The organism is Enterococcus sp. LJL98, from assembly GCF_054871745.1.
The window spans coordinates 1-15,959 of record NZ_JBTXLU010000005.1 but is presented as its reverse complement, the minus strand read 5'-3'; the positions used below and the strand labels follow the sequence as shown (position 1 = coordinate 15,959).

At 35.5% G+C, this 15,959-nt stretch carries 12 protein-coding genes and 2 pseudogenes; 4 read left to right on the top strand and 10 right to left on the bottom strand.

Translation table 11 applies throughout. The annotated features are described in order from the left end of the window. Positions 1-24: 24 nt before the first annotated feature. From ACYSNO_RS05400 to ACYSNO_RS05390, 3 genes are read right to left on the bottom strand one after another with little or no spacing between them, the layout of a single operon-like run. Positions 25-498 carry a PTS system mannose/fructose/N-acetylgalactosamine-transporter subunit IIB gene (locus ACYSNO_RS05400; protein ID WP_461730058.1) on the bottom strand — a complete coding sequence of 158 codons (474 nt, stop codon included), beginning with the start codon at positions 496-498 and terminating at the stop codon, positions 25-27. Between the two features lie 37 nt (positions 499-535). Then, positions 536-2,599, bottom strand: a complete 2,064-nt coding sequence (locus ACYSNO_RS05395; protein WP_461730057.1) for a TIM-barrel domain-containing protein — start codon at positions 2,597-2,599, stop codon at positions 536-538. Positions 2,600-2,626: 27 nt separating this feature from the next. Continuing rightward, positions 2,627-4,705, bottom strand: a complete 2,079-nt coding sequence (locus tag ACYSNO_RS05390) for a glycoside hydrolase family 31 protein (RefSeq protein WP_461730056.1) — start codon at positions 4,703-4,705, stop codon at positions 2,627-2,629. A gap of 330 nt (positions 4,706-5,035) precedes the next feature. On the opposite strand from ACYSNO_RS05390, the gene ACYSNO_RS05385 reads away from it, so the two are divergent. Continuing rightward, positions 5,036-6,178 carry an ROK family protein gene (locus ACYSNO_RS05385; RefSeq protein WP_461730055.1) on the top strand — a complete coding sequence of 381 codons (1,143 nt, stop codon included), beginning with the start codon at positions 5,036-5,038 and terminating at the stop codon, positions 6,176-6,178. A gap of 90 nt (positions 6,179-6,268) precedes the next feature. Here the strand turns inward: ACYSNO_RS05385 and ACYSNO_RS05380 are convergent, their stop codons facing one another. The 6 genes from ACYSNO_RS05380 to ACYSNO_RS05355 all read right to left on the bottom strand — a co-directional run bounded on the left by ACYSNO_RS05380 (position 6,269) and on the right by ACYSNO_RS05355 (position 10,119). After that, positions 6,269-7,000: a dihydropteridine reductase gene (locus tag ACYSNO_RS05380; protein WP_461730054.1), complete on the bottom strand. Its 732-nt coding sequence runs from the start codon at positions 6,998-7,000 to the stop codon at positions 6,269-6,271. Between the two features lie 202 nt (positions 7,001-7,202). After that, positions 7,203-7,403: a cold-shock protein gene (locus ACYSNO_RS05375; protein WP_379964948.1), complete on the bottom strand. Its 201-nt coding sequence runs from the start codon at positions 7,401-7,403 to the stop codon at positions 7,203-7,205. 249 nt (positions 7,404-7,652) lie between these two features. Then, positions 7,653-7,718: an SEC-C metal-binding domain-containing protein gene (locus ACYSNO_RS05370; protein WP_461730175.1), complete on the bottom strand. Its 66-nt coding sequence runs from the start codon at positions 7,716-7,718 to the stop codon at positions 7,653-7,655. Continuing rightward, the gene (locus ACYSNO_RS05365; protein WP_461730053.1) at positions 7,708-8,325 is read right to left on the bottom strand and encodes a hypothetical protein; all 618 of its coding nucleotides are present in this window, start codon (positions 8,323-8,325) and stop codon (positions 7,708-7,710) included. The genes ACYSNO_RS05370 and ACYSNO_RS05365 overlap by 11 nt, the downstream gene beginning before the upstream one ends. Positions 8,326-8,378: 53 nt before the next feature. Then, on the bottom strand, positions 8,379-8,579 hold the full coding sequence (locus ACYSNO_RS05360; protein ID WP_461730052.1) for a helix-turn-helix domain-containing protein: 201 nt from the start codon (positions 8,577-8,579) through the stop codon (positions 8,379-8,381). Between the two features lie 535 nt (positions 8,580-9,114). Next, a complete protein-coding gene (locus ACYSNO_RS05355) occupies positions 9,115-10,119 on the bottom strand; it encodes a hypothetical protein (RefSeq protein WP_461730051.1) in 1,005 nt (334 codons plus the stop codon). Positions 10,120-10,311: 192 nt separating this feature from the next. On the opposite strand from ACYSNO_RS05355, the gene ACYSNO_RS05350 reads away from it, so the two are divergent. The 3 genes and pseudogenes from ACYSNO_RS05350 to ACYSNO_RS05340 all read left to right on the top strand — a co-directional run. Continuing rightward, positions 10,312-11,403, top strand: a complete 1,092-nt coding sequence (locus ACYSNO_RS05350; protein WP_461730050.1) for an AAA family ATPase — start codon at positions 10,312-10,314, stop codon at positions 11,401-11,403. 1 nt (position 11,404) lies between these two features. Next, entirely contained in the window at positions 11,405-13,741 is a 2,337-nt protein-coding gene (locus tag ACYSNO_RS05345) for a S8 family peptidase (protein WP_461730049.1), read from the top strand. A gap of 316 nt (positions 13,742-14,057) precedes the next feature. Continuing rightward, positions 14,058-15,590, top strand: a pseudogene (locus ACYSNO_RS05340) (IS1182 family transposase); the annotation flags it as partial. Between the two features lie 119 nt (positions 15,591-15,709). Here the strand turns inward: ACYSNO_RS05340 and ACYSNO_RS05335 are convergent. Continuing rightward, positions 15,710-15,826, bottom strand: a pseudogene (locus ACYSNO_RS05335) (type II toxin-antitoxin system RelE/ParE family toxin); the annotation flags it as partial. Between the last annotated feature and the right edge of the window lie 133 nt (positions 15,827-15,959).

The window sequence follows — 15,959 nt, the reverse complement described above, 5'->3', positions numbered from 1 at the left end:
TCCCTCTTTTCTTGATCTCTTATCCTATAGGTATTTAGATAATGGCTCTTCTTTATCTGATGGTGTGAACTGGTAAGATACCGGAATGCCCAGATCAGATAATTCTTTTAATTGTTGTAGTTCTTCATCGGTTGCTGCAAAGTTCTTTTCATATTTTGTACGTTCTTCACTATCTAACATAATTCCGATGTTTACTTTTGGAATGACTACACCACTTTTTACAAGATCTAATAAAACCGCAACATTATTTACAACCAATAAAACATTATGATTATCATATTTTCCTTCATTAAAATTCGCAATTGCTGTATCTTTACCAATCAATGACATTCCAGTTCCAGCAGGCTTGCTCATTCGCATAGCGGCTTTTCTTGGCTCGTCATTCGCAACGGCATCATCGACAACCATAATTCGTTTAGCTTTTGTTGAACTCGCCCATTGTGTGACAACAATCCCATGTACTAATCTTTGATCTATTCTTGCAATAACTACTCCCATTTAAAACAATCCTTTCTTTCTATAAAATAAAATCAAATTACTTCACATCAAATAGCTCTATGTACTCTTTTTCCAATAGCGTTCCAGACTTACAAAAAACAGGTATCTGTTCTAAAGATAGTCGAATATTGTATGTTTGTCCCCCATTAAAACGTTCGTTTGAAAAGACATCAATCCAAGTCTGCCCCTCAGGAAAATAAACTTCAACCTCTGTTAACGCTTCTTCAACGATAGGAACAATCAGTAACGAGCTTCCAAACATATAATTTGTCGTTTCACTCCAAGTTTCTTTATCTTCAGGAAATTCAAAAAACAAACTTCTCATTAGTGGGTAGCCATATTCCGTACTTTCTTGGTAGACAGACGCGATATAGGGTTTTAAATTCTCCCGGATTTGAGTAAACTTCGTTAAAATTCGCTCAACTTGCGGTCCAAATGACCATATCTCATTCGGGCCACCACTTGTTCGAACGCCACCACCACTTTCCCCAATACGTTGGGTATGGGGTTGACGGTCACCGTGCATTCGTAAAATAGGACTGAAGACTGCAAATTGAAACCAGCGAATCATTAGCTCTTGAAAACTTGAACTTTCACTGTTTCCACTATGGAATCCGGCAATATCACTAGTCCACCACGAGATGCCACTCATCCCCATATTAAGCCCAATCTGAATTTGCTTTCTTAAAGAAGCGAAAGAGCTTTCAATATCTCCTGACCAAGCAAGTGCACCGTATTTTTGAGAGTTAAACCAGGCAGAACGAATTAAAACTGGATTCATATTTTTAGCCGACGAATGACTTGATTGAACAGCTTTTAAGTAATGATAAGGGTAACGACTGGCTACTTTTGAGAAATCGCCTTCATAGACTGAGTACCTATGATGTTCATACTGATCCATTTCAGGTTCCGCTTGATCTGCCCAAAATAAATCAATCTCATTTTTGCGATAATTTTTATCAAGCAAAGATTGAAGCTTCAGTGCGGTCTTTGGGTTCGAAAAATCTAAAATGTCTTTTCCATCAAATAAGGCACTCGATCCTTCCTTTGCTTGAATAATCATCTGATTATTGACATACTCTCTGTAGTGTTTACTCTCCTTGGTTACCGTTGGCCATAAAGAAACCATGAACTGAGTGTTTGTTTCTTTTAGTATTTTTGAAAGTTCTTTGATTCCTTGCCAGTAATTGAAGTCAAACTCAAAATCACCATCCGCAGTCCAGTGAAAATAGTCAATGACTAAAACAGATAAGTTGATTTTTCTTTTTCGGTATTGCTCATAAACTTCTTTTACTTCATCAATCGTTTGGTACCTTAGTTTACTTTGCCATAATCCCAATAAATCACGATTCATTTCAGGTGTTCTTCCTGTCATCTCAGTAAAACTCTCGAGAATCACTTTAGGTGTTTCACCCACTGTCACCAAATAATCAATGGCATCTGTCGAAAAGCTCGTCCATTTTTTTTGGTTTTTACTAAAATTCACTTCCCCAACCGAAGCATCGTTCCAAATAAATCCATAATTTTTATTCGATAAATAAAATGGGATCGACGTTTGAGAATTTCTTTGCATTAACTCATAAGAACCTAAATTTTTGTCTAGGTTTTCTTCTTGATAGCCCCCCAGTCCAAAGATTTTTTCATGTTCGTCCCCTTCAAATCTTAGTGTCGCTTGATATGTATTTGGGGAACGAAAACGAAACTCTCTTGGAGAAAGGTTCAGTGAAGAAGATGGTGCATCGACAATCGGTATATGATCATCAATACCGATTGTCCTCCTAACCTGACTTTGCTTTCGAGAGAATTCTTTTAACACTTGTTTCTCTCTATAATAAAATACTAATTTTTCTTCGTCATAGACTACTTTTAAATCATTGTTCAACAAGGTTACTTGGTTTTCTTCTTTCAAAATGGAAGAACTTGATTCAATATTTTTGTTCAACTCTTCAATTCTTTGACTTTTATGAATGTTGTTCAGTTCATCTCGAGAACAAGTGATTCGAACCGTATTCTTACCCCATTCTTGAACAATCAAATTTTGATCGCCATCTCGTACAATAAATGAATTCTGTGTTACTTCAACATCTTTATTCAAAAACATCCAAATCCCACCTACACTTTGTTTAAATTATTGAAACGCTTTGGTTGTGTACGTAAGCAAGTCAGCAAAGTCGTCCTTACTTGATTTTTTCACAAAAATTGGAATTTGATTAATTGGCGCATCAATTTCATAAGAAGCACCACCTGAATATTCTTGATTGCTATAGATGTGAATCCAATTTTCACCTTCAGGTAAATAAACGTTTCTTGTTCGATCTTTATAATTCATAATTGGTGCGACTAATAAGTCCGAACCAAAGAGGTAGGTGTTATCAACTTCCCAAGCCTCTTTATCGTTTGGATACTCATAAAACAATGTTCTCATTAATGGTAAGCCATCTTCATGTGCTTCTTTCATTAATCCATGAATGTAATCTTTAAGTAATTCTCTTACTTGTAAATATTTTTCTAAGATTTCTTCTACTTCTGAACCAAACGACCAAATTTCATTCGGAGCACCTGTTGGCATTGAACCACCACCACTATTTGATAGCGGCGCACTATGTGGCAAGCGGTCGCCATGCATTCGTAATACTGGTGAAAATGTTGAGTATTGGAACCAGCGAACAATTAACTCTCTAAATTCCACATCAGCTGGATCCCCTCCATGAAATCCTCCGATATCAGTCGTCCACCATGGTAAACCGGCCATTCCGACGTTTAGTCCCGTATTTACTTGGTGATTAAAGGCTTCAAAGCTTGAATCAATGTCCCCTGACCATCCTAATGCACCATATTTTTGTGCACCAGCCCATGCTCCTCGAACTAATGTTACAACCGAGTGATTCTTGGTATTCATGCCATCATGAACCATCTTGAGGAAACCAATTGGGTAAAGGTTGGCTGTTTCAAGTGCAGACCCACTATCGTATCGATAGTTATCGAAATCGTAAACAGCATAGCCTGGCTCTGCAACATCTATCCAGTAATAATCAATTCCTAAATCTTTATAATTTTTCTTAATCCGATCCCATACATATTCTCTTGCTTCAGGATTTGTTGTGTCCAAGAATACCGTGGTTCCCTGAATTAACATTGTGAGTCGAACACCACGATTCACATTAATGAGGTAGCCACCTTCTAAATAATCTTCATAATTTGCTGCATCTGACTGTACAGTTGGCCAAATAGAAAGAATTGGTTCTACCTTGTATTTTTCTTTTAATTCCTTAATTAATTTTTCTGGTTCTGGCCAAAAATCTTCATCAAAGCGGTACTCCCCTTGTTTTGGCCAATGGAAATAGTCAATCGCAATGGTTGATAATTGAATTCCTTTACTATCGTATTTTTTCACGACATCTAACACTTCATCTGGCGTGCGATATCTTAACTTACTTTGCCACAACCCTAACATTTCTTTAGGCATTAATGGTACCGTACCAGTTACTTCAGCATAGTTTTTAGAGATTTCTTTTAAGCTATCGCCGGTTGTAATCCAGTAATCAATCGAGCTTGTCGCTTTCATATTCCATTCAGTCAAGTTTTTAGCAAATGTTACTTCACCATATCCCGGATTATTCCACAAAAAGCCATAATTTAAACTCGAAATATAAAACGGAATAGACATTTGTGAGTTTCTTTGCGCTAATTCTAATTTCGTATTCTTTAAATCTAAAAATTCATGCTGGTATTGCCCCATGCCAAATATTTTTTCATTCTCGTCAGATTCAAATCGCGTCGTTGTTTCGAACAAACCACCATAGTTTGCTTTAAATTCCCTAGATTTTAATTTTAGTGTGGAGTTAAAATCTTTGGTAATTTCAATCGTCCCAACGTCCTCAGCACCATCATCGTGTTTTACCGCACGTAAACGGATGTACTCACGCAATAAGATATTGTCTTTCGCATCATAAAAAGTAATACGATCACGGTGGTCGATCACGGCTTTTATCTTACCGTTTTGAACAGTAATCTCATTACCATTGTGATGAAGCACCTCGATCTTATGACCTTGAATTTCTTCAGGATCTAATAGGGCAAAGTTTTCATCTTTGTATTTCCGGTCAGCAAAAGCTCGAACTCTAAAACCGTCTTTCCCCCATGCATCAATTCTTAATAATTCATTGTCATATTTTTTTTCAATATAACTTTCGTGAATCCTAATCATTATTATCCCCCTTACTAATCAATCGATTGATTAAACATTTTGCTAATAATTTCCTGTAACGTTTTGATTCTTTCCCTTCATTTTAGAAACGCTTTCACTAAAATGATAAAAATACAATCAACATGATACAATCTTCTTGCTTTTAGTTTGTTTGTTCGCTAAACTAACTTATGTACCTGAGTATAAAACACCGCTTTCACATTGTCAAGAGTATTATTTGTCGCGTATAATTAAAAAGATTGATTGTTTTTTACATATTCTTACAAACAATACATCTTTAATGTGGCGTTATTTTTTATAATAAATAATAATTTAAGATTGGAGAAAAAAATGATTTCTGATAAGTTTGACATTCGTCAACAAAATGAATCCGTTATTTTAAAAGCAATTATTGATCATAAAAATATCTCTCGAGCAGACCTATCCAAACTGACTGGTCTAAACAAAGCCTCTGTTTCGGCAATCATAAAAAAAATGATTGAAGAACAATTCGTTTTTGAAACCGGCATTGGTCATGCAAGTTCTGTGGGGGGGAGAAAGCCTGTCCTATTAGAATTCAATCCTAAAATTGCTACTGTTATTTCAATTGATGTAGGAATCAATTATATTAGTGGTATTTCCGCTTATTTGGATGGGAAAGAAATTCGATGGATAAAAAAAGAAAATATTCGTATCCATCGAGAGAACGTTGTCGACCTAATCAACCAACTTATTAGCGAAATTACGCAAGGCTCTTACGAAGAACTCCGTGGGATTACCATCGGAGTCCATGGTGTCGTTCATAACAATGAGGTTCTTTTCACCCCATACTATGATTTAACTGGGTTTTACCTTTACAACACCTTAAAAAAGATATACCCTTGCCCCATTTTTATTGAAAATGAAGCCAACTTGGTCGCTCTCGGTGCTTATTGTTTCGGACCAGAAACCCAAAATTTAGTGGGAATTAGCATTCATAGCGGAATTGGTGCTGGAATTGTCATTGATGGACTATTGCAAAAAGGAGTCAACGGTGAAGCCGGAGAAATTGGACATTCAATTCTTTTCCCAAATGGAATAAAGTGTCCTTGCGGAAACAAAGGATGTTTAGAACAATATGCATCGACTAGCGCGCTTTATAATAAATTGACGCCACTCTTTCACAACAAGCCATTTGACAATCTTACAATCAAGACAATGTACGAGCAAAAAAATGAAAGAATTGTAAATACGCTACAGGAAAATGCCTATTTGCTAAGTATCGGTATTAATAATATTTCGAGTATTTTAAGTCCGCAAACAATTATTATCAATAGCCAAATTTATGAAAACATCCCTGATCTGATAGAAATTGTTAAACAAAATCTTTCAGGAAAATTTTCGAATAACATCAAAATCACAACTAGCTCTTTAGGCGAGAAATCGATTGTTTTTGGCGGTGTTGCATTAGCGGCTCAAAACTTTCTAAACATCAACAAATTAAAGTTCAACTAGGAAACGACTTCATTGAGTCCAATTCCCCCATCAAAAAAAGCAAAAACCTTTGAGAAAGAGGTTTTTGCTTTTTCTATCTATCATTCCCATTTATTTTATTGCCGCAGTTGGCGTCATTGCTTCGAAGAAAGCGGTCCGACGGTCGGGATGTTTGTCGATAACGATTTGGTCGAAAGCGATGCCGCGTTCTTGTAAGAATAGAATGTTTTCTTGTAAAAATTCATCGCTACCTACTAAGTAAAACAATCCGGATTGATCGTTGGCTAAGGTAGCTGCCGCCTGATAGTAAGCTTGGCGAGAGTTGACAAATTCCGATTGAAAATGTTTGTCTGCTTGTGTCCTAAACACGTCTGCAAATAAGGTGTCTTCTCCAGGAACCGAGACGTTCAGGGAATGCACGGCTGGGACGCCTGTTTGATCGGCAAAATATTGTAAGGTTAAGGGACGAAAAGAAGCCAGTCCGACACCAGATGACAGGAGATAAATCGGGCGGTTTTCTTTTCTTAAGGCGAGGTTGCTGTTGATTTTAAACAATGCGACTTTTTCGCCAAGCGGAAGTTGACGTAAAATCGACTTGAACTCGGAACACTCCTCCTTGATTCGGGTCGTAATTCCAATGGTTTTTTCTGCCATGGTTGTTGAAATCGACATATGACGAACAAGGGCACGATTGGGCTTGTCCCCTGCATTGAACCCTGCCAACGCCAGATGAATATGTGCGCCTTCTTCCCAAGTAACGCCCTTGGGACACGCTAAGTGATACGTTCGAACCTCGGGTGTTTCTTCAATCACCTTTTGAATCTCCGTCCAATAAATTTCCATATGACACCATCCTTTTCATTGTTCCTCATAATATAACCTAATTGAGAATGATTATCAATTAAAAAGATTCAATTCCTTTCCTGGTCAGAAGAAAGAAAAAAACAGCTAAAAGAAACTTGTGGCTGCTCTTACATTTTTTGTGAATGACAAAAAAAGCCTTACGAGGGAGACCCTCGTAAGACCGATTCACTTTTAAATTTAATTAAGCTTTAACGATGTTTACTGCTTGTAAACCGCGTTGGCCTTCTTCGATATCAAAAGTTACTGCTTGACCTTCGTCTAATGATTTGAATCCTTCACCTTGGATTGCTGAGAAATGTGCGAAAACATCTTTCCCATCTTCTGCTGTGATAAATCCAAAACCTTTGTCTGCGTTAAACCATTTTACTGTACCGTTATTCATAAACGTTACCTCCAATTGACACACCAAGTGTGCTTATTTTTTTGCAATACCAACTTAAGTGTGAATGGAAGGGTAAATGGTGACTCTTTTGAATGACCAATGCTTCATTTACATATCAAGAAATACTACTCACATAGAATAGCATGCTTTAAAGAAGATTACAATCGAAAGAAAGCTTTTGGATGCTTTTCTTATGTCTTTTTTAAGGACAGGGATTTGGCTTCGGTGAATTGATGACAAGCAGTACCTTCATTTCAAGCAGCACTTTTTGTATTTTTTCCCACTGCCACAAGAACAAGGATCATCACGTCCAATTATTTTTGTTTTTTGAATGTTTTTTTTGAGCTGGTGGTTGACCAAAAATAAAAGGTTGCGCCGGCAAAGGTTTCAATGATTTTTTCTCTACAATTTCAAAAAGCTCATTCGGTGTAAAGCCATTATTTTCCCATAACCGTGTATGGTTCGCTAACTCAGTAACCTCCTGAGCTACCTGATTGACGACTTTCATGTTCGACAACGAGAGTCCTAGCATCTCCAGACTATCTAGAACACGTGAAAGTTCTTCGTTTAATGCGCAGAGATCACGTGCTTCCAAAATCATCTCGTCGAGTCTGACCGGATGCATTCGAGGAAATAACTGATGCATTTTCAAAGAAAATTGCTTATAGGCTTCACTTTCTTCAAAATATTGATCGTCACAATACTTCAACAATTCTTCTTTCGGAGGCAAATAGTAAGGTTTCCCTGCTTTTTCACCCAACATTTCTTCCATTTGGTCAAACAGATAGATGGCCTCCATCACGAAGTAATCTTCATAAACGTAAACATGATGGTTCGAGAGGTAACTAGGTAACTCTTCCAGATATTTTGCAACGGCTTCTTTTTCAATTGGGAGCTTGTTTTGTTTGTTATAGGTATTCACGACCCGGTTCATAGACACCATACCATAAAGATTTACCAATGACAGTATATAATCTAAAACTTCTTTTCCGACTCCGATGCCACTTCCAAAAACAACTCGCCTCCTTCTTCTTTACACCACCTAAAAAGTGTGGTTTCAGGAATATTTAACTCTCGACTGATTTTTGCCACACTTTCTTTATTTGGCGGCAACATCCGCATGAGCGCCTCTCTTCTTACTTCTGACGAAATACTCTCTTGATATTTTGGGGTCATCGTAGACATCTTTTACCTGTTTTTTTCTTTTATTATAGTCGTATTTATTTTTATTTGCAGTAAAAGATTCTTTCAGACGTTCATTTTGATGAGTCTTTTTTAAAAGTTCCTATTTCTCAAATTGACCTTAAGTGTTCTTTCAACGATTGGTAATAACTTTCCCAAGACGAGGGAATGTTTTCGTCTAGCAATCTCTCAACGTTTTTGGCTTGACACCTAGTTACTTTCAAAATTTTTCCTATCGAGTACGTGCTATATCTCTATCTGTATTTCAATCGTTTGTTTAATTCTAAACACAAATAAAGCAACCATTTTTTATTTTGTATTACTAAAAAAACGTAGGCATTGCAAACCATTTGTCTGTCACTCTTGATCTTTCTGGTAACAATAGCAGCGGGTATTTCTGGATGTAAATAGGTCACTATCATCGCCGTAGGATGGGTGTCGATCATTTGTGTTCATTCTCCTTGTATTTTTTAGCAGGCATAACAATTTAAGTGTGATATAAATGTTTTTTTATTTGTCTCGCTTAATTTTACAATCGACGAATAGATAAATTATAAAATAGTTCATCACTAAAGGGATCAATCTCGGTCGATTCGAGAAAAGAAGAAAAGTTAATATATACTTCATCAGGCGAAAGGTATTTTTTAAAAAAAGGTAACGTTGTGAAAACTGTGAACTCTGTTTCTGTGCCACTAACAAATTGAGAATAAATATCAGGATATTCATTCTCAATATGTTTTTTAGAAATAATTAAAGATGGATACATAATTAGACCGTCCACAGCTATAGGACATTTGAAAGATAGTCTAAGCACAGAAGGTTTCCTAGTTTTTGATAAAAAAGCTTGACTATAGTAAATATATGTATATCTTACTGCACTTAAATCTTCAAATTCGACATTTCCTTTTAAATACTTAAACATATATTTAATTGGAATTGGATGGCTAGACTTGTTAGTAAGAATAGAAAAGTCCGGATTATGTTTATACATTTCGACATGTTCTACTAAAGATTTCAAGTGTTTTCTTACGCTTTTTCCTTCTTTAGTAGCTTTTGACGTTCCTGTTTTGTTTGTTTTTTTCTTAGTAGTTAATATAGATTGAGCTGAATTGTGTATCCCTTTAATTGTAGAATGATCTGATGGTTGAAATCCACGAGTTAAAGATAAGTCAAATATGGTTTCACCACTTTTGTAAGATTTAAGAGACTCCCCTAAGAAAGTTGTGTAGGTCACGTTTGATTCATAATTATTTGGGTGATAAGGACAACAAGATGAATGTTTATTAATTAAAAGTGATTGATTGACAAATGTAGGTTTGTTTTTGCTAGATGGGTCAATTGACCGACAAGTGACTGGTGCATCACACCCATCAGTAGGGCAATTAAAATGACGTTTATTAAAAATATAAGTATTATACAACTCTTTTGCAACAAAAGGAGTTATATCAAGGCTTGGGTATTTCTCTGGAGTTGACTTTAGAAATGCAATTGCTTTTTGATCAGTTGGTATCGCTGTTTTAATTAAATTGGACAAAATATCCCCTTCTTTCTATCCTTTTTTTCATTCTAGCATAAAACGATCAAATCCAAAACCAAAAAAACACACTTATCATGATTTGGATTACACAAAAACAATTATAGATAACGAATATCTGATTAAACCACTCGATATATTGATAAATAGTAACAAATATGGTATATTACGGTCTATCGGAGGGGGATAGATATGTATTCTGAAATTCTAAAAATTATTGAAGGTGGCATCTCAAATGACAAACAAAAGGTCATTAACTATTCAAAAAGATTAGCTGATTATCTTATTGAAGATGGTCAAAAAAATATTGGAAATAAAATTAATCGGCTTCTTGCCGAAAATAACACACATTTGTCAACTTTGGACGGGTTAAATTCAAAACCTTTTGATAAAGACACTAAGGTAGAGATGGTTGATATTTTTATGCCCACTGAATCAAAAGAAAGTTTGATATTTAATGAAATTGTGGAAAATGAGGTCCTAGATTTTATCGCTTCGTATCTAAATAGAGATAAGCTTATAATGGCAGACATTGATTTTAATAATCACTTACTCTTATACGGAAAACCAGGAACTGGAAAAACCTCATTGGCTAAATTCATAAGTTTACAAACCGGATTACCACTTATTACTGCAAGATTAGACGGGATTGTCTCATCACTTTTAGGTAATACAGCAAAAAACATCCGTAAAGTATTTGATTATGCTTCTCAACGTCCATGTATTTTGTTTTTAGATGAATTTGATGTTTTAGCTAAAATTAGAGATGATAAGAATGAATTGGGAGAATTGAAAAGAGTTGTGAACAGCTTACTACAAAATATGGATAGTTTTAATGAAAACAGTATTTTGATAGCTGCCACAAATCATGAGAAATTACTTGATGAAGCGGTTTGGCGAAGATTTGATAAAATTATCAAATTAGATTTACCGGATGACAAGTTAAGAAAAGATTTAATACTTGAATATTCAAGTATTATGGAGACTAATTTCTCTAATGATCAAAAAAAAGTGACAGAATTAGCATATGTTACAGAGGGATACTCTCCAGCAGATATAAAAAATGTCGTTCTATCAGCTGCAAAAAAAACATTAATACGAAATGATGACATTTTAAACTACTCACAACTTTTCTATGAAATCTTCCTTAGAGAACGCATTGGAAAGGAATCGATAGATGAATCTATAAAGTACTTGTTGCAACACAAAGTATCACAAAAAGAAGTTGCAAGTGTCTTAAATGTCTCATTAAGGAAAATAAGAAATGTATTAAAGGAGGAATAACATGTCAGATAAACACCCAATCATCCGCTTTCAACAAAGAGAAGTAGACAACGGAAAAACTCCGGGAGGTGGAGACACAAAAAAACCAAAGTGGGTATTGTCAGGAGAACAGCTACAAGCTCATAGTCAAGGACTTAGTTCAGAAATCGCTTCAATAAATCGTTTATGGGATTTGAATGAAGTGATGGGCGTGCCTAAGGTAGTTACAGTCGAATTTATTAAGCAAGCTAAGGCAAAATCACATCAATCTAAAATTATTGATTTATTCTCAGTTACGGGAAGCCTAGTACAAATAGGGATGAATTCTGAATATTCAATGATTTTGAAAGTTCCAGACTCAAAAGATATGGATGTCATTCATTCTCGAATTTTGGATATCGAAAAAAATGATATTGTCATCTCTGCTATTGATACAATTTCAGAATACAAACCACATTTGGAAGTCCTTACAAGACAAGCAATACACAAAATGTCGTTCTTGGATTTTCGAAATAAAGAGTTAAACCTAAATGCAAAAAATTATACTTTAAAAATGCTAAAAGAAAGTAGTATTCCCTTTAATTTAGAAAAATACGGTCGTTCAGAAATCATTTTGATAAGAGAAAGTAATTTAGATAAGCTTCAATTCATTAAAAATCTACCCATTAAAAGTATTGAACCATTGGAAGAAACGCTGCCTCCCTTTCCACTTTTAAGCGTTGATTTCTCGATAAAGGACAATTTTGTGAGTTATGAAAATGATAAGACTTATCCAATTGTGGGTTTACTCGATTCAGGTGTTGAACTAAATGAATTTACAAAAGAATGGGTAATCAAAGGAAAAGGTTCAAACTATCCGGAGCACGATCTTAATACAGATCATGGAACTTATATCGCATCTTTACTGATTCATGGTGATAAATTGAATGGGTATCGTGATTCGGTTGTAATGGGATGTAAAATTGTGGATGTTCCTGTAGTTCCTAGTACACCCATATCTGGTCCTGAACTTATTAGAAATATTGAGGATGCAATTAAAAATAACCCTGATGTTAATATTTGGAACTTATCGATTAGTTTAGCTGGTGAAATTCAAAATGATCAATTCTCAGATTTTGGTGTTGAATTAGATCGTATTCAAGGTGAATATCGAGTTTTAATTTTTAAGTCTGCAGGAAATGACGCTTCGTTTTATTCAGGTGGAATAGCTGGTAAACTAAGCATTGGTGCTGATAGCGTTAGAGCGATTACTGTAGGTTCTATTAATAGAACTTCAGATGATTTTGGTCACACATTGGCAGAATATCCCTCACCCTATTCTAGAATAGGACGAGGGCCAGCAAATATCATTAAACCTGATGTAGTTGGTTATGGTGGCGATGTATTTGCGTTAAAAGAAAATCCATCAGCGAAAAATGAATTTGAAGTGATTGGAGAGATTGGCTTTTCTGGTGATTGTATAGAAGAAAGGCAGGTAGGCACAAGCTTCTCTACTCCAAAAATTGCAAAAACAGCTGCTGAGATTGATATGCTGCTAGAACAAAAGTTTGATCCACTTCTAATCAAAGCCTTACTTGTCCATTCCGCAGGATACAATGAGTCACCCATGATTAAATGGGAAGAAAAATTACAAAAACTCGGGTATGGAAAACCTAAAAATGCAGAATTTATTCTTGGAGAAGAAGACCATTCTGCAACTCTTTTACTTCGAGGAAACCTTAAAAAAAGTCGAAATATTGATATTATGGATTTTCCATTCCCTGGGAACTTAGTTTCAGATGGGAAGTTTATTGGTCGGATAAAAGCCACATTAGTATACGATCCAATTTTAAGTTCAGGATTAGGTGATGAATACTGTCAATCAAATTTATCTTTAAAATTTGGGACATTTTCAAAAAAGTTCGATCGAGAAGGAAGGTATCGCCTGTTTAACCCCATTGGGAGACTAGATGCAAAGAATTTATTAAATACTGAGCTGTACGCAAAAAATAAAATGAAGCAAAACATCTCATATGGAACTGAACGGTTACAAATCAAGTTTGGAGATAAATATTATCCTATAAAAAAATATGATTGTGACTTAAGTGAATTAAGAGATGCGAATGAGAAATATTTAAGCGCTGAAAGAAATTGGTATTTATTTTTAGAAGGACAATATAGAGATTTTGTAACTAAACACTATCAAAACAATGGTGAAAATCTAAGCACTGACTATTGTTTAATAATTTCTATAATTGATCCTTCAAAAGAAAAAGATGTTTATAGTGAAACAATCAGACGTTTAGATAAACATCACTTTATTCATGAAAATATTGAAACAAAAATGGATATTCACGTGAGTAAAAGACTCGATTTGTGAAATACCCGCTGCTTAGCCCCAGATGTTATCCCAATGAAACCACAAAAAAAGAATCCCTCCATATGGTACAATTTGGTTGCCCAAACAGGCACGTACTCCAGGGGGGATTCCTTATGTCTATTATACAACAATTCATTTCATTTGACACTAATTTTTTATAATATGATTTGTCAAATTGAGACTGTGACATAAGTCCCAGAAGAAACCCAGAAAAAGGATATTTTATCCGCTTTTCTGGGTTTTTTGGTACAATAAAAAAGAGCACAGGATCACTACTCCCGCACTCTAATTAACCACCCTCGAAAGGATGATACAAATGAAACTTAATTATAACATAAATCAAATAACTTTAGAAATTTCAACGAGCGATGAACCTAAAAAAGAAAACACCGCTTGGTTCATCAATGAACTCATGGAAAATTTAGAAATTAGTGAAGCCTATCTTTTTGGCCGTCCAAGAGAATACAGTTTGAGTATGATGCTAAAATTGGTGCTCTTCGCCTACACTCGAAGTGTTTTTAGTAGTCGGAAAATCGAACAGCTAGCGGAAGAAAGCTTACCTGCTCGATGGTTAACCCAAGAAAGCCAACCAACCTATCGGACAATTGCTCGCTTCAGAGAATCGAATGACTTAGAGATGCTCATTAATAAAGGACTTGACCATCTGACAGCCTATCTACGAAAAGAACAGTTAATTGATGATGCACTGTTCATTGATGGCACAAAAATATTGGCGGATGCAAATAAATATAGTTTCGTATGGAAGAAAAATACGATTCGTTTTGATCAAATGAATCGTGAAAAGATTTATGCACTTTTAACTGAGCTAAAGGAAGCCCATCAGGCTTCACATATTCCAGAGGGCTCAAATCTAACCTTAGAATTTCTAGATGAAATCATTACACGTCTCGAACTACGTCTAGAGGATTTAGAAAAAGAAGTCGAAGAAACAAATAAAATTTCTCCTAACCCTTGGAAACAAGAACGTCGTTATCTCAAGGAACAGACAAGAAAACTGAATGAACGACGAAATAAAATGGTCGAACACAAGATACAATCATCCATTTATGGCATTCGTAATCGTTACTCCAAAACAGACCATGATGCCACTTTTATGCGCGTAAAAGAAGATCCGATGATGAATGGTCAATTGAAACCTGCGTATAATTTACAAATCGCTACTTGTAATCAATTCATTCTAGGCTATGATATTTACCAAAACCCGACGGATACTCGTACTCTTATCCCATTGTTAGAGCGAATGAAACTAAAAGAACAAGCACCTAAATATATTGTCGCAGATGCAGGATATGGTTCAGAAAGTAATTATCGCTATCTGGAAGATATGCTTCCTAAGCACACGGCCCTCATTCCATATTCAACCATGCTAAAAGAAAAAAGTAAGAAATGGCAAACGGATGAAAAGAAGGTCATGAATTGGGACTACTTTCCCGAAGATGATTTTTATATTGATTCACTAGGTGTGCGTTTTACATTTCATGCCTACCGAGAACGCAAAGATAAAAATGGCTTCATGCGATACTTAAAAGAATACAAAGCTGAAAAATATAATGAAGAACAAGAGTTGATCCCGCAATCACTGACGAAATCAGGAAACGTTCGATTGATACAGGTCAATCCAGAACTTGAGTATTTTAAAGCAAAACAAAAGAGGCTTCTTTCATCCAAGGAGACCGCTTCTATTTACGCACGTCGAAAAATCGATGTTGAAACGGTGTTTGGACGGATGAAAGCTTCTTTGGGGTTCAATCGATTCATGTTACGAGGGATTGATAAGGTAAGAAAAGAAACAGGGATTCTAATTATGGCTCTGAACATGCATAAATTAGCAGTTAGAGCGAGAAAGGAATAACCTAAGAGGCAGAAAAAAATGGTATGGATCTAAATTTCGAAAGAAATTATAAATCCATACCATTTTTTATTTTGATTTCTACTTTAAGGGACTACTTATGTCACGGCTCCTTTTAGCTGTTCATAAAAATTTTCGTGAGTACCACAAAGTAATATCGGTATGACTGTATTCTCTTTTATCTCATATGCAACTCTGTATGTCGTACCTGCATACGTGAGCTACTCACCACTTAGCTAAACCTGAAGGTTCTTAACGCTTGAAGTGGGAGCTTCTTGGGAATAGAGCATACTTGATAGCTTATTTCTTCACTAACAGCGGTTTCTCTTATTTACCAAGCTATCCCCG

What these genes read in the sequence shown, in the direction of transcription:
- ACYSNO_RS05400 (WP_461730058.1), bottom strand. Translation starts at nt 498, where the DNA reads ATGGGAGTAGTTATTGCAAGAATAGATCAAAGATTAGTACATGGGATT.
- ACYSNO_RS05395 (WP_461730057.1), bottom strand. Translation starts at nt 2,599, where the DNA reads ATGTTTTTGAATAAAGATGTTGAAGTAACACAGAATTCATTTATTGTA.
- ACYSNO_RS05390 (WP_461730056.1), bottom strand. Translation starts at nt 4,705, where the DNA reads ATGATTAGGATTCACGAAAGTTATATTGAAAAAAAATATGACAATGAA.
- ACYSNO_RS05385 (WP_461730055.1), top strand. Translation starts at nt 5,036, where the DNA reads ATGATTTCTGATAAGTTTGACATTCGTCAACAAAATGAATCCGTTATT.
- ACYSNO_RS05380 (WP_461730054.1), bottom strand. Translation starts at nt 7,000, where the DNA reads ATGGAAATTTATTGGACGGAGATTCAAAAGGTGATTGAAGAAACACCC.
- ACYSNO_RS05375 (WP_379964948.1), bottom strand. Translation starts at nt 7,403, where the DNA reads ATGAATAACGGTACAGTAAAATGGTTTAACGCAGACAAAGGTTTTGGA.
- ACYSNO_RS05360 (WP_461730052.1), bottom strand. Translation starts at nt 8,579, where the DNA reads ATGACCCCAAAATATCAAGAGAGTATTTCGTCAGAAGTAAGAAGAGAG.
- ACYSNO_RS05350 (WP_461730050.1), top strand. Translation starts at nt 10,312, where the DNA reads ATGTATTCTGAAATTCTAAAAATTATTGAAGGTGGCATCTCAAATGAC.
- ACYSNO_RS05345 (WP_461730049.1), top strand. Translation starts at nt 11,405, where the DNA reads ATGTCAGATAAACACCCAATCATCCGCTTTCAACAAAGAGAAGTAGAC.